The 19,206-nt window shown below is 67.2% G+C and carries 16 protein-coding genes; 7 read left to right on the forward strand and 9 right to left on the reverse strand.

Annotation, left to right across the window (positions count from 1 at the left end; translation table 11 throughout):
• The first annotated feature begins 50 nt into the window (after window positions 1-50).
• Window positions 51-1,241, forward strand: a complete 1,191-nt coding sequence (locus QUV18_RS03605) for a hypothetical protein (protein ID WP_300892067.1) — start codon at window positions 51-53, stop codon at window positions 1,239-1,241.
• 282 nt (window positions 1,242-1,523) lie between these two features.
• On the opposite strand, the gene QUV18_RS03610 is transcribed toward QUV18_RS03605, so the two are convergent.
• The 7 genes from QUV18_RS03610 to QUV18_RS03640 form a co-directional block, all read right to left on the reverse strand.
• Complete coding sequence (locus tag QUV18_RS03610) at window positions 1,524-3,344, reverse strand: M3 family oligoendopeptidase (RefSeq protein WP_300892068.1); 1,821 nt, start codon at window positions 3,342-3,344, stop codon at window positions 1,524-1,526.
• 244 nt (window positions 3,345-3,588) lie between these two features.
• On the reverse strand, window positions 3,589-4,458 hold the full coding sequence (locus QUV18_RS03615) for a hypothetical protein (RefSeq protein WP_300892069.1): 870 nt from the start codon (window positions 4,456-4,458) through the stop codon (window positions 3,589-3,591).
• A 389-nt stretch (window positions 4,459-4,847) separates the two neighbouring features.
• Window positions 4,848-6,128 (reverse strand): caspase family protein, encoded by a 1,281-nt coding sequence (locus tag QUV18_RS03620; protein ID WP_300892070.1) that lies wholly within the window; start codon window positions 6,126-6,128, stop codon window positions 4,848-4,850.
• A 65-nt stretch (window positions 6,129-6,193) separates the two neighbouring features.
• Window positions 6,194-7,789, reverse strand: a complete 1,596-nt coding sequence (locus QUV18_RS03625; protein ID WP_300892071.1) for an ATP-dependent DNA ligase — start codon at window positions 7,787-7,789, stop codon at window positions 6,194-6,196.
• Window positions 7,786-8,805, reverse strand: coding sequence for a ligase-associated DNA damage response exonuclease (locus tag QUV18_RS03630; protein WP_300892072.1), 1,020 nt, complete (start codon window positions 8,803-8,805; stop codon window positions 7,786-7,788). The genes QUV18_RS03625 and QUV18_RS03630 overlap by 4 nt, the downstream gene beginning before the upstream one ends.
• 40 nt (window positions 8,806-8,845) lie before the next feature.
• Window positions 8,846-9,772 (reverse strand): alpha/beta hydrolase, encoded by a 927-nt coding sequence (locus tag QUV18_RS03635; protein WP_300892643.1) that lies wholly within the window; start codon window positions 9,770-9,772, stop codon window positions 8,846-8,848.
• 26 nt (window positions 9,773-9,798) lie between these two features.
• The gene (locus QUV18_RS03640; RefSeq protein WP_300892073.1) at window positions 9,799-10,089 is read right to left on the reverse strand and encodes an SCP2 sterol-binding domain-containing protein; all 291 of its coding nucleotides are present in this window, start codon (window positions 10,087-10,089) and stop codon (window positions 9,799-9,801) included.
• Between the two features lie 77 nt (window positions 10,090-10,166).
• Between QUV18_RS03640 and QUV18_RS03645 the strand changes: the two genes are divergently transcribed.
• The 5 genes from QUV18_RS03645 (at window position 10,167) to QUV18_RS03665 (ending at window position 15,322) form a co-directional block, all read left to right on the forward strand.
• A complete protein-coding gene (locus QUV18_RS03645; protein WP_366914616.1) occupies window positions 10,167-10,724 on the forward strand; it encodes a hypothetical protein in 558 nt (185 codons plus the stop codon).
• Between the two features lie 19 nt (window positions 10,725-10,743).
• Window positions 10,744-13,719, forward strand: coding sequence for a helicase-related protein (locus QUV18_RS03650; protein ID WP_300892075.1), 2,976 nt, complete (start codon window positions 10,744-10,746; stop codon window positions 13,717-13,719).
• A 7-nt stretch (window positions 13,720-13,726) separates the two neighbouring features.
• Window positions 13,727-14,113 (forward strand): RNA-binding S4 domain-containing protein, encoded by a 387-nt coding sequence (locus tag QUV18_RS03655; protein WP_300892076.1) that lies wholly within the window; start codon window positions 13,727-13,729, stop codon window positions 14,111-14,113.
• A 52-nt stretch (window positions 14,114-14,165) separates the two neighbouring features.
• On the forward strand, window positions 14,166-14,504 hold the full coding sequence (fdxA, locus tag QUV18_RS03660; protein WP_300892077.1) for a ferredoxin FdxA: 339 nt from the start codon (window positions 14,166-14,168) through the stop codon (window positions 14,502-14,504).
• 308 nt (window positions 14,505-14,812) lie between these two features.
• Window positions 14,813-15,322 carry a CarD family transcriptional regulator gene (locus QUV18_RS03665; RefSeq protein ID WP_300892078.1) on the forward strand — a complete coding sequence of 170 codons (510 nt, stop codon included), beginning with the start codon at window positions 14,813-14,815 and terminating at the stop codon, window positions 15,320-15,322.
• A gap of 84 nt (window positions 15,323-15,406) precedes the next feature.
• On the opposite strand, the gene cobS is transcribed toward QUV18_RS03665, so the two are convergent.
• The gene (gene cobS, locus QUV18_RS03670; protein ID WP_300892079.1) at window positions 15,407-16,165 is read right to left on the reverse strand and encodes an adenosylcobinamide-GDP ribazoletransferase; all 759 of its coding nucleotides are present in this window, start codon (window positions 16,163-16,165) and stop codon (window positions 15,407-15,409) included.
• A 77-nt stretch (window positions 16,166-16,242) separates the two neighbouring features.
• Here cobS and cobT point away from each other — a divergent pair, with 77 nt between their 5' ends.
• Window positions 16,243-17,259, forward strand: coding sequence for a nicotinate-nucleotide--dimethylbenzimidazole phosphoribosyltransferase (gene cobT, locus QUV18_RS03675; RefSeq protein WP_300892080.1), 1,017 nt, complete (start codon window positions 16,243-16,245; stop codon window positions 17,257-17,259).
• On the opposite strand, the gene QUV18_RS03680 is transcribed toward cobT, so the two are convergent.
• Window positions 17,256-19,178, reverse strand: a complete 1,923-nt coding sequence (locus tag QUV18_RS03680) for a monovalent cation:proton antiporter-2 (CPA2) family protein (protein ID WP_300892081.1) — start codon at window positions 19,176-19,178, stop codon at window positions 17,256-17,258. The two genes, cobT and QUV18_RS03680, sit on opposite strands and share 4 nt — an antisense overlap.
• Window positions 19,179-19,206 lie beyond the last annotated feature (28 nt).

A 19,206-nucleotide genomic window follows, 5' to 3' on the forward strand; every position in this document is an offset into this window, starting at 1 on the left:
CCGGTATTGGCGCATCTTGGGCGCTGTTCGCGTCAAGGGGAGGGCGGCGCATGCATGCCATAGCGGATACGAAAAGCCTTGTGGCCGACGGGGTGATCGACGCGGGCCAGGCGCGGGTGATCGAGGCGCGGGCACGGGAGACGATGGTCGCGCTGGCGATCAACTCGATCCTGTGTTTCGGCATCGTGGCGGCGACGGCGGGGTTGATCTTCTGGCTGGCCAACGCGGTATCGGTGGCCATTTTCGGGGCGCTGGCCCTGGCCGGGGGCTTGGCGGTGCTGGCCAGGGGCGGCGAGATGTACCGGATGTTTGGCAATGCCGCCGCGCTGATCGGGGCGGGGATGCTGGTCGGCGGCGGGGTGTTCGAGCTGATCGACAAGCACGAGGCGAGCGCCGGCTGGGTGATGCTGTTCGCCGGTGTCATCGTGGCCATGGCGGGGGCCGTGGCGCTGTGGCGCGGGGCATGGACCACGCATTTCGTGACCGGCGCCATCTTCCTGATGGGGGTGGCGCTGCACCTGGGCGGCTGCGCCCTGCTGATGCTCCAGTACAAGGTGAGCGGCGTTCCGGTGGCGGCGATGTATTTCTATGCCAGCCTGTTGATTGCCGGGGCCGGGATGCTGACCGATGTGCGGCTGGTCACGGCGCTGGCGATCGCGCCGTTCGCGCAGATGCTGGATACCGGGACGGCCTATTTCCATGCCGCGTACGTGTTCTATTCGCCCGAGCCCACGCTGACCATTTTGCAGATGGGGGTGATGGTTCTGCTGCTGATCTGGGCCAAGAACGTGTGGCCCGAGCGCTGGGCGAGACATGCGCGGGTGCTGTCGGTGCTGGGGTTCATCGTGGCGAGCCTGTGCGCGCTGGTGGGCTCGCTCTGGGGCGACGTGGTGGGCGAGACGATGTTGGGGCCGGGGCGGTTCAGCGATCCGGACCAGACATGGGAGGAGTTCGAGGCGCAGCGCGAGGCGTTCCGGGAGAGCACGCTGGTGATCTCGCACCACGTTTATTCGGTCGTGTGGGCGGTGGTGCTGGCGGCGGTGATCTATATCGCGGCGATGCGGGCGAACCGGGGGATTTTCAACGCGGCGATGACGTTCGCGGGCATCCACGCCTATACGCAGCTGTTCGAGAGCTTCGGGGACGAGCCGCTGGCCTATGTCATCGGCGGGCTGGCGGCGATCCCGCTGGCTTGGGGGATGTGGCGGCTGAACGGGTGGATCACGGCGCGGCAGGAATAGGCGTTTTCCGGGGGAAAACGGGCCGGAAAACTGGAGTTTTCCGGTGGCGGAATTTGGGAAATTCCGTGTGGGGCCGGGGGCTGGATCAGGAAGCGGGTAACGGAAAACTGGAGTTTTCCGATCCGGAAACTTGGAAGTTTCCGGCTTGACGGAGTTTCCGGCCGTGGGCCGGTGCCGGAGAATTGGAATTCTCCGGGGACGGAATTTTGGAAAATTCCGCCTGGGGCCTATGGGGTGATGCAGGCGGGTACCGCCAAAATGGAGGTTTCCGGATGACCCCGGTCAGTCCTCCATCGCTTCCAGCTCGTCGATGAAACGGGAGATCATGGAGAGGCCCTTGTCCCAGAAGGCCGGGTCCGACGCATCTAGACCGAAGGGGGCCAGAAGCTCCTTGTGGTGCTTGGAGCCGCCGGCGCGGAGCATGTCGAAATACTTGTCCTGGAAGCCCTCGGGGTTCTCCTCGTAGACCGCGTAGAGCGCGTTCACCAGACCGTCGCCGAAGGCATAGGCGTAGACGTAGAAGGGCGAGTGGACGAAGTGGGGGATATAGGCCCAGAAGCTGTCATACCCTTCCATGAATTCGAAGGCGGGCCCGAGGCTTTCGCCCTGCACAGACATCCACAGGGCACCGATATCCTCGGGCGTGAGCTCGCCGTCGCGGCGGGCGGCGTGGAGTTTGCATTCGAAGTCGTAGAAGGCGATCTGGCGGACCACCGTGTTGATCATGTCCTCGACCTTGCCGGCGAGCAGGACCTTGCGTTCCTGGTCGTCCTTGGCGGCGTCGAGCATCTTGCGGAAGGTCAGCATCTCGCCGAAGACGCTGGCGGTTTCGGCGAGCGTCAGGGGCGTCGAGGAAAGGAGTTCGCCCTGGTCGGCCGCGAGCACCTGGTGGACGCCGTGGCCGAGCTCATGCGCCAATGTCATCACGTCGCGCGGTTTGCCCAGGTAGTTGAGCAGCACGTAGGGGTGGACGTTGGTCACCGTGGGGTGGGCGAAGGCGCCGGGGGCCTTGCCGGGCTTGACCGCGGCGTCGATCCAGCCCTTGTCGAAGAAGGGTTCGGCGATCTCGCCCATGCGGGGGTCGAAGGCGGAATAGGCGTCCATCACCATGCCGCGGGCGGTGGGCCAGTCGACGGATTTCTTCTCTTCCATCGGCAGGGGCGCGTTGCGGTCCCAGACCTGCATGGTGTCGAGGCCGAGCCACTTGCGCTTCAACTCGTAGTAGCGGTGGCTGAGCTTGGGGTAGGCGGCGACGACGGCATCGCGCAGGGCCTCGACCACTTCCGGTTCGACGTGGTTGGCGAGGTGCCGGCCTGTCTGGGCCGTGGGCATCTGGCGCCAGCGGTCGATGACTTCCTTTTCCTTGGCGCAGGTGTTGTGGACGCGGGCGAAGGTGCGGATGTTCTCGCCGAAGACCCGGGCGAGTTCGCGGGCGGCGGCCTCGCGCTTGGCGCGCTCCGGTTCGGTGAGAAGGGTGAGCGTGCTTTCGATGCCCAGTTCCTCGCTGTCGACGGTGAAGGTGAGCCCGGCGATGGTTTCGTCGAAGAGCCGCTCCCACGCGTCGCCGACGACACCGAGGTCGTGCAGGAATCTCTCGAGTTCGTCGGAGAGCTGGTAGGGCTTCATCGCGCGGATGCGGTCGAGAACCGGTTTGTAGCGGGCGAGGTCAGCGTTCCCGGCATACATGGTGGCCAGAGAATCGTCTTCCAAGCGGTTGAGTTCCAACGTGAAAAACACCAGCGGGGTGGTGTAATTGGTGATCTTCTCCTGACAGTCGGAGAGGAATTTCGCGCGGCCCGGATCGGTGGTGACCTGGTGGTACCGCAGGCCGGCGAAGGACATGATGCGGCCGGCGATGTTGCTGATCTTCTCGTCGCGTTCGATGCAGGTCAGAAGGCCCGCGGCGTCAAGCGAGGCGAGCTTTCCCTCGTAATCGGCGGCGAAGGCGGCGCATTCCTTTTCGAGCCAGTCGAGATCGCGCTGGAGTTCGGGGGCGTCCTCGGAGCTGTAGAGATCGGTCAGGTCCCATTCCGGCAGGTCGCCAAGGTTGTCGGAGCCGGAGCTGGCGTTGGCGTCGAAGGCGGGCCGGGGCAGATGGATCATGAAGCACTCCTGTCAGGTTTGGGGTCAGACATAGAAGCAGGTGGCGGCGGGCTCAAGCGGGGAGATTGTCGCGGAGTCCGGGCCAAGTTGGGCGAATCGGGGTTAACGGCCTGAAACGGCAGGATTTCCGGTTTCGGTATCGCGTCGGTATTACGTCGGTATTACGTCGGTGTCCTGGGCGGTGCCGGCCCCGGCGGGGGCCGGGTTAACCGGGCGGGCGTTGCGTTTTCGCGCCGCTTGCCGCTCAGAAGCGCTGTTCGAGCGTGGCGTGGAAGGCGCTGCCGCCGCTGCTGTCGGTGGCCGAGAGGATCCAGGACGTGCTGTCGCGGAGGATGAAATCGGCCGCCACGCCGTAGGCGTCGTCGGTGTCGTCGAGGCTGATCTCGCCGAAGGCCAGCAGGTCGAGCCCCTTGATCGGGGAATAGGCGAGGTCGAACGCCAGGGTATCGGGCCGGGCGTTGGCGCCGGGGTGGAGATAGGCCAGCCCGGCGCGAAGGCTGCCGAAATCGTAGGTGCCGCCGAGCTTGGCATTGATGCCGTCGGTGGTGACGATATCGGCCCAGACGCCTTCGACGGCGCCGGACAGGGTGAGGCTCTCCCATTCGCGGGAGACGGCGAGGGCGACGGCGGTGAAATCGCCCTTGCTGGCATGGTGGGCGGAGGCCACGACGCTGGTCTCGCCGAAGCTGCCGGTATAGGAGACCCCCCACGGAACGGCGCCGCGGCGGATGGGTTCGACGGTGGCGAGCGCCCGGGTGTATTCCACCCGGTCGAGGCCGACGCGGGGCGCGGCGTGGTCGAAGGTGGATTTCAGCACGGTGTCGTAGGCCGAACGGGTGAAGCCCACGCGCCAGGTGTCGTTCCACGTGAGCGCCGCGTAGGTTTCGTGCGGCCGGCCGGACTTGCCGGCGAAGCCGTAGAAGCCGATCTCGGCGCCGAGGGGGACGGTGCGGAAGAAATCGAAGCCGACGATCAGGTCGGCGGCGCCGATCCCCTCGCCGCCATAGAGGCTGGTGGCGCCGACGCGAAGCTCGCCATCGAAGTCGAGCTGCTGGGCGTGGCTGGTGGATACGGAAAAACAGAGCGCCAGGGCGGCGCAGATTACTCGGAACATGGCCTCGGCCTTGTGATTGTTATCGCGGGAGAAGATGCACCAGGGGAGGGGAATAGGAAAGCGGGAAAGGGTGGGGGTGGGGAAATGGGGTGGCGGGCGTGATGTTATTGGCGAAAGGTTTGGCAGTCACTGTATCGCGCCGCGCTGGATTTTGGTTCGCCGGGCGAGCGCCGGCCCGTGGGGAGGCGCTGCAACGGTGTTGGCGCGCGCTTTATGGTTCAGCCAACATCCTAACTATCAATGTCACGCTCCACCTGCAAAAGCGCCTGCCCGTGGGGACGGGCCGGCGCTCGCCCGGCGCCGCGCCAAGGCGCGGCTTTGTTCCGGGCGCGTGCCCGCCATGACCGTGGGTGCCGCCCGGCGCTCGCCCGGCGTCAACCCTCCTTGGCCTACTGGTACCCCAGCGCCGAAATGGCCGTGTCTTCGTAATGCGTGCCGGGGTAGGTGGAGAGGATTTCGAGCTGGAGCCAGCGTTGCGCTGCCATGCCGGGCAGGTCGAAGCGCTGCCAGTCCATCGTGTCGCGCAGGGAAAGCGTGGCCTGCGCCCCGGTGGAACCGGTGACGCGCAGGCTGGCGACGCGGGCGTTGCGGGTGAAGGTACGCTCGGACTTGGCGTAGCCGTTGATCAGGTAGAGCGTGTTGATGTCGGTATCGGCGCCGAATTCCCATGCCAGCGTCTGGCCCTCGCCCGTGCCGCTGACGCCTTCGACCCAGGCGGTGGCGGGGCTGTCGTCGATCAGGTTTTCCGGCCCGTAGCTGTTGGACCCTTGCGAGGCCAGCACGCTGGAGGCGCAAAGGCTGGTGGGCACGCCCTCGATCTGGCCGGTGAGGCAGGTCTCGGTCATCAGGGCCGGGCGGGGGTTGTGGGTGACGGCGGGCCGGGCGAGGGCGGTGTTGGTGCCGGTCGCGGCGTCGGCGTTGCGGGGCAGGCCGGCGAGGTAGACCTCGTCGATGAGGGCGGAGTTTTCCCACGGGATCTGGCGGTTGTTGGAGGCTTCCATCACGTCGGCGCGGACGCGGCGCATGACGGCGTGGATGTTCTCGCCGGGCCGGTCGATGTGGCGCAGCAGCGCCTCGGTAAACGGGCTGTTGCGTCCGGCGCCGTCGGAGGCGACGTTGCCCGGCTCGGTCGAGTAGGCGATGAAGGAGCCGACGCCGGCATCCATGCGGAAGAGGCCGCGGGCCGCGTCATCGGCGGAGCGGGAGCCGTCGGCGCTGGCGACGAAGGGGTTGTTGCGGCAGGCGTCGAGGATGACGAGGCGGGTCTGGGCGCGAGATTCCAGCGTGGCGAGGATGGATTGCAGGCTGATCGAACTGAGCACCAGCTCGTTCTCGGATCCCGGCGAGGCGTCGACCGGCATGATGTAGTTCTGGCTGCCGAGCTGGGTGGCGTGACCGGCGAAGTAGAAGAGCACGGTATCGTCATATTGCAGGCGCTGGCCGACCTGCTGGACGAGGAGAAGCGCGTCGCGCTGGGGCAGGTCGATGCCCTCGAAGACGGTGAAGCCCATCTCGCGCAGGCGGGTGGCGACGTCGGTGGCGTCGTTGACCGCGTTCTTCAGGGGCTTGGCGTGGAGGTAATTGCCGTTGCCCATGACGAGGGCGACACGGTCGGCGAGGGCACCGGAGGCGGTGGCGAGCAGCAGGGCGAGGGCAATGAGCAGGCGCATGGAATGGGTCGCTATCTAAATCGAAAGCGATGTTAGCGCGGGATTTGATGCCGGGGAAGGCGGATTCAGCCGTATTGCGACAGGAGGGCGTGGAGGTCGTCGAGGGAGTTGGCCTCCTGCACCGGCTTGTCGTGGCGCCAGCGGGCCATGCGGGGGAAGCGCAGGGCGATGCCGGACTTGTGGCGGGGGCTTTCGAAGATGCCTTCGAAGGCGATTTCGAAGACATGCTCGGGGCGGACTTGCCGGACGGGGCCGAAGCGTTGCAGGGTGTTCTTGCGGACCCAGGCGGTGATCTTGCGGAACTCGGTATCGGTGAGGCCGGAATAGGCCTTGGTGAAGGGCACGAGATCGTTGCCGGACCAGACGGCGAAGGTGAAATCGGTGAAGAGGTTGGCGCGGCGGCCGTGGCCTTGCTGGGCGTAGATCATGACGGCGTCGATGGTCAGCGGGTCGAGCTTCCATTTCCACCAGTCGCCCTTCTTGCGGCCGACATGGTAGGGGCTGTCGCTGCGTTTGAGCATAAGGCCCTCGGCCCGGTGGTCGCGGGCGGTGGCGCGGGTTTGGGCGAGGTCGCCCCATGATTTGAAGGGGATGAGGCGGGAGGGGCGCAGGGGGGCGTCTTGGGGCAGGTCGTGCAGGAGGGCGTCGAGGCGCGCGCGGCGGGTGGCGAAGGGGAGGTCGCGGAGGTCGTGTCCGTTTTCTTCCAGCAGGTCGTAGGCGAGGAGGATGACGGGGGCCTCTTTCAGCAGTTTCTTCGGCACGGTCTTGCGACCGATGCGTTTCTGCAGGGCGTTGAAGGGGAGGGGATGGGGGTCTTCCCAGGCGACGATCTCGCCGTCGATCACCGTGCCGTCGGGGAGGAAGTCGCGGGCGCGGGCGAGTTCGGGGAAGCGGTCGGTCATCAGCTCCTCGCCGCGGGACCAGACGAAATGCTCGGCGCCGCGGAGGATGAGCTGGCCGCGGATGCCGTCCCACTTCCATTCGGCGTGCCAGTCGGCGGGGTCGCCGAGGCTGTCGGGGGTGTCCTCGTCGAGGCCATAGGCGAGGCAGAACGGGTAGGGGCGGGAGAGCTGGGCCGCCTTGTCCTCGGCCTCGATGAGGCTGTGGTAGGTGGTGTTTTCCGGCGTCCAGTCGCCCATGAGGCGGTGGGCGAGTTGGGCCTCGTCCTGGCCGGTGGCCTGGGCCAGGGCGCGGGTCATCAGCTTGCGGGAGATGCCGACGCGGAAGCCGCCGGTGAGGAGCTTGTTGAAGACGAGGCGTTCGAGGGGGTCCATCCGGTTCCAGGCGTCGAGGATGGCGGTTTTGCGGTCGTCTTCGGAGGCGGCGTCGAGGGCGCGGAGGCGGGTGATCCAGGTGGTGAGGGTGTCGTCATGCGTTTCGGTGGGTTCGGGCAGGACGAGGGCGATGGTTTCGGCGAGGTCGCCGACGATGGGGTAGCTTTCCTCGAAGAGCCAGAGGGGGATGCCGGCGCGTTCGGCCGCCCATTCGCGCAGGCGGGTGGTGGTGATGGTGCGGCGGGGGCGGCGGCCGGAGAAAAGCGCGATGGTCCAGAGGCGGTCATCCTCGGGGGCCTGGGAGAGGTAGGCGGCCAGCGCCTCGACCTTGCGGGTGGTCTTGGTGGTCTGGTCGATGGTGGCGTAGAGGGCGGCGAAGCGTTTCATGAGGCGGCGTCCGCCTCGGTGCTGGCGTCGTCGTCGAGGGATTCGCCGGTGAACTCGGTCGGGACGACATGGGCGTCGTAGCCTTGTTCGGTGAGCCAGCGGGCGAAGATGTCGGTGTAGCCGTGGGTGGCGTAGATGGTTTCGGCGCCGGTGGCCTTGATGGCGGCGTAGAGGCCGTCCCAGTCGGCGTGGTCGGACATGACGAAGCCGCGGTCGACGGCGCGGCGGCGGCGGACGCCGCGCAGGCGCATCCAGCCGGAGGCGAAGCCGGTGGAGGCCGGGCGGAAGCGGCGGGCCCATGGGGTGGAGAGGGCGCCGGGCGGGGCGAGGACGAGGGCGCCTTGGTGGTCGGCCGCCTTGGTGTCCGGCGTGACGTGGATGGTGTCGGGGAGGGGGAGGCCCTGCCCGCGCAGGACGGCGTTGGTGTTCTCAACGGCGCCGTGGGTGAGGATGGGGCCGATTTCCGGGTCGAGGAGGGAGAGAACGCGCTGGGCCTTTCCGAGCGAATAGGCGCCGAGGAGGGAGAAGCGGCCCTGTGCGGCGTTGTCGGCCCACCAGCGGTTTAACTGGGCCGCGACCTCGGCCTCGGGGGCCCATGTGAAGACGGGCAGGCCGAAGGTGCATTCGGTGATGAAGCTGTGGCAGCGGACGGGCTCGAAGGGTTCGGAAAGGCGGTCGGGGTCGGTCTTGTAGTCGCCGGAGACGACCCAGACTTCTCCATCCACTTCGACGCGGATCTGGGCGGAGCCGGGGACGTGGCCCGCCGGGTGGAAGGAGACGCTCGCCCCGCCGATCCGGCGGGTCTCGCCATAATCCACGGTATCGAGGGTGATCTCGCCCAGCCGGTGATGCATGACGGGGGCCGCGGCGGCGGTGGCGAGGTAGCGGTTGTGCCCGGGGCGGGCGTGGTCGGCGTGGCCATGGGTGATGAGCGCCCGGTCGACGGGGCGCCACGGGTCGATGAAGAAATCGCCCGCCGGGCAGTAGATGCCCTGTGGTTTGAACTCCAGAACCATGGGCGAAGGATAGCCCGGTTCCGGCGGGGGGAAAGGGGGCTCAGGCGGGGGCGGCGACGCTGCCGTGTGAGGCGAAGAAATCGCCCATCAGGCCGAAGACCGTGGCGCGGGTCTCGGGGTCATCCATCATCACCTCGTGGCGGCCGCCCTCGATCACCTCGAGCCTGCCGCCGGGCCAGTCCGCCATGCGCTGGCGGATGCGGGGGACGTCGACGATATCCTCGTCCGAGCCCATGATGGTGAGGCAGGGCAGGTCGGGCGAGGGCAGGCGGGCCAGCGCGCGGGTTTCCATCAGCGCCTCGTGCAGCCAGTGCAGGCTGGGGCCGCCGAGGCCGAGCTCGGGCTGGTCGGTGAGATGACGGGTCATGTAGTCGTACATCTCGCGGTCGCGTGTGAGCTTGTTGGTCTCGAAGGGTTCGGTGAGCACGTAATTGCCGCCCGCGGTGCCGGGGGCGTAGCGGTGGCCCATGCCGAGGCGCTTGGAGGTCCAGGAGAGCGACCACGCGACCGGGCGCAGGGCGTCGGCGATGCGAATGCCCCACATCGGCCCGGAGAAGACGCAGGAGGCCACGGGCATCCCTTCCATCGCCGCGCGCAGGCCGATGCAGCCGCCCATGGAATGCCCGAGCAGGTGCCACGGGCGGGGAAGGTCGAGCTCCTCGGCCGCGGCGAGCATGGCGCGGACATCGTGCTGGTAGTCGGTGAAATGCATCACGTGGCCGGCCATCGCGTCATCGACGAGCCGGTCGGCGAGGCCCTGGCCGCGCCAGTCGATGGTGAAGGTGGCCAGCCCCTGCGCCGCGAGGTCGCGGGCGGCGCGGCCGTATTTCTCGATATACTCGGTGCGGCCGGGGAAGAGGAACACCGTGCCGCGCGCCACCTCGGGCCGCCAGAGGCCCAGACGGATACGGGTGCCGTCTTCCGTCTCGGCCCACCAGGCCCGGCCGCCGCCGGGCCCGTCGGACATCTCGTCGAAGAAGGGGGCGGTTTCGGTCACGCGAGGACGGAACCGAGCTTCATGGCGAGGCCCATGTCGCCGTCGACGCTGAGCTTGCCGGACATGAAGGCGGAGGTGGGGTCGAGATCGCCCTCGAGGATGGCCTGGAAGGTCTCGGCCTCGGCTGTCAGGGTGACGTCGGCCTCCTCGTCGCCTTCGCGGACGCCCTTGTCGTCGATCATGATGGCGCCTTCGCCTTCGATGACGAACTTGGCGGTGCCGTCGTCGAAACCCTCGCCGACCTTGGGCTTGAGGGCCGCCACGGCGCTGTCGATCACATCACTCATGTTCAATTTCCTCCGGTATTGCCATCGGGGGGCTATGATTCCCCGCGACGGGCGCTAAATTCAGGGGTGTTATGGGCATGTCATTCCAATTTCTCAATCGTACCGTTGCGTCGTTACTGGCGATAGTCCTGTCATCGGGCGTTTCCTGGGCGGCGGACCAGGAGAAGCTCGACCGGCTGTATGGCCAGTTGCAGGATGCCGACCCCGCCGGGGCGCGCCGGGTGGCCAGGGATATCGAGATGGAATGGTCGAAATCGGGCTCGCCGGCGATGGACCTGCTTCTGAAGCGCGGGACGGATGCGCTGGAGGCGGGCGACATGGAGGCGGCCATCGGCCATTTCACCGCGCTGACCGATCATGCGCCGGATTTCGCCGAGGGCTGGCACCGGCGTGCCGTAGCCTTTGCGCGGGCCGAGATGTTCGGGCCGGCGGTGGCCGATCTTGAACGCACGCTGGCGCTGGAGCCGCGGCATTTCGAGGCGATTGCCGCGCTGGGCGCCATCCTGGGCGAGATCGACCGGTTCGACCTGGCCGTCGAGGCCTTCGAGCGGGTTCTGGCTATACATCCGCACCATGCGGAGGTAACGGAAACCCTTGAAAATCTGGGAAGCCGGGCCGGCGGCGCAGATCTCTGAGCAGTAACGGAGCGGTCGCATGGCCGAGCAGTCAAGAACCCTTGCGGTTCTGGGGCCGACGAACACGGGCAAGACCCATTTCGCGATAGAGCGGATGCTGGGCTACCGGACCGGGGTGATCGGTCTGCCGCTGCGCCTTTTGGCGCGGGAGGTGTATGACAAGATCGTCAAGGTGCGCGGGCCCTCGGTGGTGGCGCTGGTGACCGGCGAGGAACGGATCGTGCCGGAGCGGACGCAGTACTGGGTCTGCACGGTGGAGGCGATGCCGGAGGGGATGGGCGCGGATTTCGTGGCCGTCGACGAGATCCAGCTTTGTGCCGACCCGGAGCGGGGGCACGTGTTCACCGACCGGCTGCTGAGGATGCGGGGGCTGCACGAGACGCAGTTCCTGGGGTCGCACACGATGCGCGGGGCGATTGCCGCGCTGGTGCCGGGGGTGGAGTTCGTGGGGCGCGAGCGGATGTCGCAGCTCATGTACACGGGCTCGAAGAAGATCCCGAAGATGCCGCCGCGGAGCGCGATCGTGGGGTTCTCGGTGGAGAATGTCTATGCGATTGCCGAGCTGTTGCGCCGCCAGAAGGGCGGGGCGGCGGTGGTGATGGGGGCGCTTTCCCCCCGGACGCGGAACGCGCAGGTCGAGCTCTACCAGAACGGGGATGTCGACTACCTCGTGGCGACGGACGCGATCGGGATGGGGCTGAACCTCGATATCGATCACGTGGCGTTCTCTTCGCTTTCCAAGTTCGACGGGCGGCGGATGCGGGCGTTGCAGCCCAACGAGCTGGCGCAGATCGCGGGCCGGGCGGGCCGGGGGATGAGCAACGGCACGTTCGGGGTGACCGGAGAGGCGCCGGACCTCGACCCGGAGGTGGCGCAGGCGATCATGGATCACCGGTTCGCGCCCATCCGGAAGCTGGAATGGCGGAACCCGGCGCTGAGCTTTGGCCATCTCGATGCGCTGATCGCGTCGCTGGAAGCCCGGCCCGACAACGAGCGGCTGGTCAAGGCGCGGGAGGCCGACGACCTTGGCGCGCTGAAGACGCTGGCGGAGGTGGCCGAGGTGCGGGCCCGCGCCAGCGACGGGCCGTCGGTGCGGCTGTTGTGGGACGTGTGCCGGGTGCCGGATTTCCGGGGCATCAGCCATGCCGAGCATGCCGGGCTTCTGGAGACGATCTATTGCGATCTGCACGAGCGCGGCCGGGTCTCGGAAGACTGGTTTTCGCGGCAAGTTCGCAGAATCGACCGAACCGAAGGCGACATTGATACGTTAAGCAAACGTCTGGCCTATATCCGGACATGGACATACGTGGCCCAGCGGAATGGCTGGATCGAGAACGAAACCCATTGGCGCGAGGCGACTCGCGCGGTAGAAGACCGCCTGTCGGACGCGCTGCACGGCGCCCTGACACAGAGATTTGTCGACAGGCGCACCTCGGTGCTGCTCAGGCGGCTCAAGCAGAAGGAGGCCATCGTGGCCGAAGTGAACGATACCGGTGAAGTGACGGTCGAAGGCGAATTCGTCGGCCGGCTGGAAGGATTCCGATTCATCCAGGACAAGGCGGCCGCCGGGCAGGAGGCCAAGACGCTGCAGCAGGCGAGCCTTCAGGCGCTGAGCCCCCATTTTCACCTGCGAGCCGACCGGTTCTACAATGCGCCGGACACCGAGATCGATTTCACCGAGCAGGGTGGCCTGATGTGGGGCGAGCAGGCGGTGGGCAAGCTTGTCGCCGGGTCGGACCCGCTCAAGCCGGGGGTTTCGGCTTACGTTGACGATATTGCCGGGCCGGAGGTGACGCAGAAGGTGCAGCGGCGTCTGCAGCATTTCATCGACCGCAAGATCGCCACGCTGTTCGAGCCGCTGCTGAACATCCAGCGGGACGAGGCGCTGGCCGGTCTGGCGCGCGGCTTCGGCTTCCGCATGGTCGAGAATTTCGGGGTGATCCCGCGGGGCCAGGTGGCCGACGAGGTCAAGGCGCTGGACCAGGACTCGCGCGGGGCGCTGCGCAAGCATGGCGTGCGGTTCGGGCAGTTCACGATTTTCATGCCGCTGCTGCTGAAGCCCGCGCCGACGCGGCTTCGGCTGGTGCTGTGGTCGCTGTCGAAGGGGCTGGACGAGTTCCCCGAGTCGCCGCCGCCGGGGCTGGTGACGGTGCCGGCGACCGAGACGACGGAGGGTTATTACGCCATGGCCGGCTATCGCGCGGCGGGCGAGCGGGCGATCCGGATCGACATGCTGGAGCGGCTGGCCGACATGCTGCGGGCCGAGGACAGCCGGGGCGGGTTCGAGGCCAAGGCCGACATGCTGTCGATCACCGGCATGACGCTGGAGCAGTTCGCCGACCTGATGCAGGGCTTGGGCTACAAGGCCGAGCGGGGCGAGCGCGAGAAGGTGAAACCGGTCGACCAGGCGGTGGCCGACGCGTCTTCGGACGAGGCCGCGGCAGCCGAGGCCGGTGATGCGCCGGTGATGGATTCGGCCGAGGCCGGCGGTGAACCGGACGGCGCGGATGCGCCGGTGATGGATGCCGCCGAGGCCGCGGCGGGCCACGTGCCGGAGGGCGCGGATGCGCCGGCGGAGACGGCCGAGGACAAGGTCGAGGAGATCGCCGACGAAGGCGAGGCGCCGGTGGCGGCAGAGCCCGCCGAGGCGCCCGAGGACGCGGCGGAGATCCCCGCGACGCCCGAGGAGGAGATCCTGCCCGGCGAGACGCCGGCGGAGGTGGCCCAGCCCGAGCTGGAAGTTTACTATACCTTCACCTGGGCCGGGCGGCCCAAGGCCAACCGGCAGAATCACCAGCGCCGGCAGGGCAAGCCGCAGGGGCAGGAAAAGGGCCAGGAACGCGGGCAGGGCCGCAAGCCCAAGGGCAAGCCGCGGGGTGCCAAGCCCGAGCAGAAGGGCGCGCGCAACTATTCCTCGCGCCCCGAGAAGAAGGACCGGATCGACCCCGACAACCCCTTTGCCGCCGCGCTGATGGGGTTGAAGGACAAGAGCTGATGGTTCGGTGACACAAGGCCCCGGCAAGATCCGCCTCGACAAGTGGCTGTGGCAGGCGCGGTTCTTCAAGACGCGGGGCCTTTCGGCGAAGCTTGTCTCGGGCGGGCATGTGCGGGTCAACAGCCAGAAGGTGGCCAAGCCCGCCCACGCCGTGGGCGCGGGCGACGTGCTTACCTTTCCGCAGGCCAGGCGGGTGCGGGTGATCCGCATCGTGGCACTGGGCGAGCGGCGCGGGCCGGCGCCCGAGGCGCAGGCGCTTTACGAGGACCTGGCCCCGGTGGAGCGCGACGAGGCGAACAGCGTTCCGGCTGCGCCGCGCTACGAGGGAAAAGGGCGGCCCACGAAACGGGAACGCCGCAAACTCGATCTCAATCGTCCTGACACGCTTGAATGATCCGGGGCACTGGATTAGTTCAGGCGCGAGATATCAAGGATGAACCCGCCAGATGACTTACGTGGTGATCGATAACTGCATCGAATGCAAATACACCGACTGTGTCGAGGTATGCCCCGTGGACTGTTTCTACGAGGGCGAGAACATGCTGGTGATCCACCCCGACGAATGCATCGACTGTGGCGTCTGCGAGCCGGAATGCCCGGCCGACGCGATCCGGCCCGATACCGAGCCGGACATGGAAGAATGGGTGGAATTCAACCGGAAGTATTCCGAGATGTGGCCGGTGATCATTACCAAGAAGGACCAGCTTCCCAATGCCGACGAGCGCGACGGGGAAGAGGGCAAGCTGGCCAAGTATTTCTCGGAAACCCCCGGCGAGGGGGGCTGAACCGGGCGGTTCAGCTGATTCGATACCCGGCGGCCCGTGAAGGGGCTCAAAAGGGGATGAGGATCGTCGTGTAACGCCTTTGTTTCAAAGGCGAAATGCGGCGGATCAAGTGATTGTGCTTCCAGATGTCGCATTTTTATGCTATGATTTTGTGACATATGAAGAACACCGCCTGGTATCCATTCACCCGATCTGCTTTTGGGAATGGGTATTTCTGCGCCTGTTGCATCGGCTCACCGGATCCCCAAATCCCCTGGGACGTGCCCAATGCGCTGTCTGCGACGGTTTGCATGATGAGGAAAGACTGAATGAGCAAATCCAAGAAATCCGAGTTTCGGCCCGACGATTACGTTGTCTACCCCGCCCATGGGGTGGGGCAGATCGTGTCGATCGAGAAGCAGGAGATTGCCGGGATCGAGCTGGAACTGTTCGTGATTTCGTTCGAAAAGGACAAGATGACCCTGCGGGTGCCGACGAACAAGGCCGCCGAGATCGGCATGCGGAGCCTATCGAGCCCGGACGTGGTGTCGAAGGCCATGAGCACGCTGAAGGGCAAGGCCCGGGTGAAGCGCGCCATGTGGTCGCGCCGCGCGCAGGAATACGAACAGAAGATCAATTCCGGCGACCTGATCGCGATTGCCGAGGTGGTGCGCGACCTGCACCGCACCGACGACCAGCGCGAGCAGAGCTATTCCGAGCGCCAGCTTTACGAGGCCGCGCTGGAGCGTCTGACCCGTGAAGTGGCCGCAGTGAGCGGCGGCGACGAGGTGCAGGCGGCCAAGAAGGTCGACGAAGTGCTGGTGTCGCGCGCGGCGTAACTGCCCGGCGATATTGGAAAAATGCGCAAGGCCGTGCCCGTTGAGGGGCGCGGCCTTTGGCGTTTTCGGCCCTTGACCGAGGCGTCAGGCGACGAGGCTGAAGAGAATGGCGATCTCGGCTGTCTGTTGGGTGGCGCCGAGGATGTCGCCCGTTTGCCCGCCGATCATCGAGCGGGCGAGGAAGCCGATGGCGAAGGCGGCGGCGAGGGCCCAGAGGATGGCGGGCAGGCCGCTCCACCCGGCGAGGAGGAGGGCGGCGAGGGCGGCGATGGCCAGCGCGAGCCACGCCGTGCGCTCGGGCACGGGGCCCACGCTGTGCGACAGGCCGCCGGCACGGGCATGGGGCAGGCGGGCCATCAGGAGCGGCATGGCGGCGCGGGAGAGGGCGGCGGCGGTGACCAGGGCGGCCGCCGCGACGCCGCTGCCGATGTCGTAGAGCAGGGACAGCGCGGCCCAGCGGGCGGCCAGCGACAGGACAAGGGCCACCACGCCATAGGTGCCGATATGGCTGTCCTTCATGATCTCGAGCCGGCGGTCGCGGGTCCAGCCGCCCCAGAACCCGTCAGCGGTGTCGGCCAGCCCGTCCTCGTGCATGGCGCCGGTGGCGAGTATCAGAAAACCGAGCGCGATCAATGCCGTGAGTGGCGAAGGTAAGCCAAACGCGTGGGCGATGGCACCGGCAAGGGCGGCCAGCGCGCCGAGGATCAGCCCGGCCACCGGGTAGGCCCAGGCGGCGGCAGCCGTGCGCTCCATGTCACCGGGCGGGACGGGCAGGCGGGAGAGCAGGCCGAGCGCCGTGGGGATATCCGACAGGGCGACGAGGGCGGTTTCGTTTTTGGACATGCCGGTGCCTCTTTTGGGGCTGTCTCGGGGGGCGGGCTGCGGTAGAGGGGGCGGAAACGGACAGGACGGGGACAGGTATGCATCAGGATTTCGGGTCGGTCGAGGCGTTTTCGCAACTGTTGCAGGCGCTTCCGGAGGAGGACGCGGCGGCGCGGGCGGCGGCGCAGGAGCGGAACGGGCAGCTGACCAAGCCGCCGGGGGCGCTGGGCCGGCTCGAGGACCTTGCGGCGTGGTATTGCGCGTGGCGGGGCGATGCGCGGCCGGAGATTGCCCGGCCGCAGGTGATCGTCTTCGCGGGTAATCATGGGGTGACGGCGCAGGGAATCTCGGCCTTTCCGGCGGATGTGACGGTGCAGATGGTGGCGAATTTCGAGGCCGGGGGGGCGGCGATCAACCAGCTGGCCAAGGCGTTCGGAGCGAGGATGGACGTGCATGCGCTGGAGTTGGAGCGGCCGACGGCGGATTTCACGCAAGGGCCGGCGATGGCGGCGGAGGAGTTCGTCGCTGCCTTGAAGACCGGTTGGGAAGCCGTTGATCCGGAAGCGGATTTGCTGGTTGTCGGTGAGATGGGGATTGGCAACACGACGGCCGCGGCGGCGATGGCGCTGGCGCTTTTTGGCGGCGAGGCGGGCGACTGGACGGGCCGGGGCACGGGGGTCAGCGACGAGGCGCTCAGGCTCAAGGCCGAGGTTGTGGCGCGGGCCGTGGCGGCGAATGCCGGCTGTGGCAGCGACGGGCTGGAGGTGCTGCGCTGCCTTGGCGGGCGGGAGATCGCGGCGATGGCGGGCGCGATGGTGCGGGCGCGGATGCTGCGGATCCCGCTGATCCTGGACGGGTTCATCTGCACGGCGGCGGGGGCCTGCCTCGAGGCGGCGCGGAAGGGGGCGCTGGACCATGCCGTGGCGGGCCATGTGAGCGCCGAGGCGGCGCATCCGGCGCTGCTTGAACGGCTCGGGAAAGAGCCGCTGCTGGCCATGGGCATGCGGCTGGGCGAAGGCTCGGGCGCGGCGCTGGCTATGGGCGTCCTGAAGGGCGCGGTCGCCTGTCATTCGGGCATGGCGACCTTTGCCGAGGCGGGGGTGTCGGGGGGCTAGGCGCCCTCCTTGTCCTTGTCTGGCAGGTCGTTCGCGGCGGTTTCCTCGAGCTGCGAGAGCAACATGGTCTGGAGTTCCGACTCGAGTTCCTTGGCGCGGGAGATGTAGGCGGCGTTCTCGATGGTGGGCATTTCCGGATCCCACAGGGCCGCCAGCTCGCGGACTGAATGGCGGTCGTGCTTGTAGAAGGTCTTTTCCAGTTCGGAGGCCTCGAATTCCGATAGCCCCATGTTTTCAAGCACGTAGCGACCGGCGCGGAGCGAGCTGTCGAACAGTTCGCGGACGATGTCGTTGGCGCCGGCCTGGTAAAGGCGGAAGACGTGGGTGCGGTCGCGGGCACGGGCGATGATGTGCAGGTCTGGCCGTTCGCGGCGGGCGAAGCTGACGAGGCGGGTGGTGGCCTCGGGGTTGTCGAGGGCGACGACGAGCACCTTGGCCTCCTTCAGCCCGGCGGCGTGGAGAAGCTCGGGGCGCGACGGGTCGCCGAGGAAGCCCTTGATGCCGAAACGGCGCATCCGCTGGATGGCGCCGAGGTCATGGTCGAGCACGACCGTGTCGAAGCCGCTGGAGCGGACGAGGCGGTTGACCACTTGGCCGAAGCGGCCGATGCCGGCAATGATGACCGGGCCGCTTGCGTCGATCTCGTCGGGTTCATGGGCTTCAGCGCCGTCGTCGATGCGGTGCGAGAGGATGTCGTAGAGGATGAAGAGCAGCGGCGTGATCAGCATGGTGATCGCCACGACGAGGAGCAGCATTTCCGTCATGGCGCGGGGGATGACGTTCTGTTGGCCCGAGAAGGAGATCAGGACGAAGCCGAATTCCCCGGCCTGAGCCAGTGACAGGGTGAAGAGCCACAGCGTGCGGCCGCGGAGCGAGAAGATCCTGCCGAGAAAATAGAGGATGACGCCCTTAAGTACGATTATTGCAAGTGCAAGGCCGATAACCGTGAAGAAATTGGCAAACAAGATCGTGAAATTGATACCCGCACCCACGGTGATGAAGAACAGGCCGAGCAGCAGGCCCTTGAACGGCTCGATATCGCTTTCCAGTTCGTGACGGAATTCGCTGGAGGCGAGGACGACGCCGGCGAGGAAGGCGCCGAGGGCAGGTGACAGGCCCACGACGTTCATCAGGAAGGCGATACCGACGACGATGAGCAGGGCCAGCGCCGTCGACATCTCGCGCAGGCGGGCGGTGTGGATGTAGCGGAAGACGGGCCGGGTGAGGTAGACACCGGTGAGGATGATCGCCGCGACGGCGGCCAGCGTGACAAGGGTGACGCCCCAGCCCGGCAGGCTCTGGATGAAAGTGGCCGCGGCCTCGTGCGCGCCCTCGGGATGGGCGCCGGCCTCGCCCTCGCGGGCGCGCTTGATGGTCTCGCCCAGGATCATGTCGGGCGTCTTGGGCATGGCGAGGAGCGGGATCAGCGCCAGCATCGGGATGACCGCGATGTCCTGCGTGAGCAGCACCGAGAAGGCCGAGCGGCCGCCGCCGGTCTGCATGAGGCCCTTTTCCGACAGGGTTTGCAGGACGATGGCGGTCGAGGAGAGGGCGAAGACGAGGCCGATGGCGAGCGCGATGCTCCAGCCGATGCCAAGCGCCATGGCACCGGCCATGACCGCCAGGGTGGTCAGCGTGATCTGGAGCCCGCCCAGGCCGATCAGCCTGTGCCGCATGTCCCAGAGGGCGCGGGGTTCGAGCTCCAGCCCGATGAGGAAGAGCATCATGACCACGCCGAACTCGGCGAAATGCTGGAGTTCTTCCGTCTCGTGACCGGCGACGAAGCCGAGGACCGGGCCGATGAGGATGCCGGCGGCGAGGTAGCCCAGGACCGAGCCCAGCCCCAGCCGCGCCGCGAGCGGCACCGCGATCACCGCGGCGGCAAGGAAAATCGTGGCCTGGAACAGGAAGCCTTCCATGAAATGTTAAGTCCTTCGTAACGGTGTT

Origin of the sequence: Roseovarius sp. (genome assembly GCF_030373445.1) — a bacterium.
GTDB lineage: Bacteria > Pseudomonadota > Alphaproteobacteria > Rhodobacterales > Rhodobacteraceae > Roseovarius.

What these genes read in the sequence shown, in the direction of transcription:
- fdxA (WP_300892077.1), top strand. Translation starts at nt 14,166, where the DNA reads ATGACTTACGTGGTGATCGATAACTGCATCGAATGCAAATACACCGAC.
- QUV18_RS03665 (WP_300892078.1), top strand. Translation starts at nt 14,813, where the DNA reads ATGAGCAAATCCAAGAAATCCGAGTTTCGGCCCGACGATTACGTTGTC.
- QUV18_RS03640 (WP_300892073.1), bottom strand. Translation starts at nt 10,089, where the DNA reads ATGAGTGATGTGATCGACAGCGCCGTGGCGGCCCTCAAGCCCAAGGTC.
- QUV18_RS03625 (WP_300892071.1), bottom strand. Translation starts at nt 7,789, where the DNA reads ATGAAACGCTTCGCCGCCCTCTACGCCACCATCGACCAGACCACCAAG.
- QUV18_RS03605 (WP_300892067.1), top strand. Translation starts at nt 51, where the DNA reads ATGCATGCCATAGCGGATACGAAAAGCCTTGTGGCCGACGGGGTGATC.
- QUV18_RS03650 (WP_300892075.1), top strand. Translation starts at nt 10,744, where the DNA reads ATGGCCGAGCAGTCAAGAACCCTTGCGGTTCTGGGGCCGACGAACACG.
- QUV18_RS03635 (WP_300892643.1), bottom strand. Translation starts at nt 9,772, where the DNA reads ATGTCCGACGGGCCCGGCGGCGGCCGGGCCTGGTGGGCCGAGACGGAA.
- cobS (WP_300892079.1), bottom strand. Translation starts at nt 16,165, where the DNA reads ATGTCCAAAAACGAAACCGCCCTCGTCGCCCTGTCGGATATCCCCACG.
- QUV18_RS03630 (WP_300892072.1), bottom strand. Translation starts at nt 8,805, where the DNA reads ATGGTTCTGGAGTTCAAACCACAGGGCATCTACTGCCCGGCGGGCGAT.
- QUV18_RS03680 (WP_300892081.1), bottom strand. Translation starts at nt 19,178, where the DNA reads ATGGAAGGCTTCCTGTTCCAGGCCACGATTTTCCTTGCCGCCGCGGTG.
- QUV18_RS03620 (WP_300892070.1), bottom strand. Translation starts at nt 6,128, where the DNA reads ATGCGCCTGCTCATTGCCCTCGCCCTGCTGCTCGCCACCGCCTCCGGT.
- QUV18_RS03615 (WP_300892069.1), bottom strand. Translation starts at nt 4,458, where the DNA reads ATGTTCCGAGTAATCTGCGCCGCCCTGGCGCTCTGTTTTTCCGTATCC.
- QUV18_RS03610 (WP_300892068.1), bottom strand. Translation starts at nt 3,344, where the DNA reads ATGATCCATCTGCCCCGGCCCGCCTTCGACGCCAACGCCAGCTCCGGC.
- QUV18_RS03645 (WP_366914616.1), top strand. Translation starts at nt 10,167, where the DNA reads ATGTCATTCCAATTTCTCAATCGTACCGTTGCGTCGTTACTGGCGATA.
- cobT (WP_300892080.1), top strand. Translation starts at nt 16,243, where the DNA reads ATGCATCAGGATTTCGGGTCGGTCGAGGCGTTTTCGCAACTGTTGCAG.